This is a genomic window from Mesorhizobium sp. BHbdii (assembly GCF_053848045.1).
In genome coordinates, this window is sequence record NZ_JBSPKX010000180.1 from 1 (window position 1) to 469 (window position 469).

Annotated in this window: 1 protein-coding gene; it reads left to right on the forward strand. The window is 69.3% G+C overall.

Annotated elements, in window-relative coordinates; all coding sequences use genetic code 11:
* Positions 1 to 469 (forward strand): benzoate/H(+) symporter BenE family transporter (locus ACWTU8_RS32505; protein ID WP_455851334.1); only part of this gene is annotated, 469 nt, incomplete at both ends.

Genomic DNA, 469 nt, shown 5'->3' on the forward strand with positions numbered 1-469 from the left:
GCTTTATCTCGTCACCATGGCCTCGCAGAACCTGTCGGGCCTGGCCGTGCTGCGCGCCGCCGGCTACCACCCGGAGCCCGGCCCGCTGATCGGCGTCACCGGCCTGTTTTCCCTGCTGTCGGCGCCATTTCGCGGCTCGACGACCAATCTGGCGGCGATTTCGGCGGCGATCTGCACCGGGCCGGACGTGCATCCCGACCCCGCCGAGCGCTGGAAGACCGGCCCCTTCTATGCGCTCGCCTATCTCATCTTCGCGATTTTCGGCGCGTCGCTGGTGGCGATCTTCGCCGTCCTGCCGCAGAGCCTGATCGTGCTGGTGGCGGGTCTCGCGCTGATGGCCTCGCTCGCCAACGCGCTGGCGATCGCGCTGAAGGACGAGGGCGACCGCATGGCCGCCACCGTTACCTTCGTCGTCACCGCGTCGGGCCTGACCCTGTTCGGCGTCGGCGCGGCATTCTGGGGGCTGATC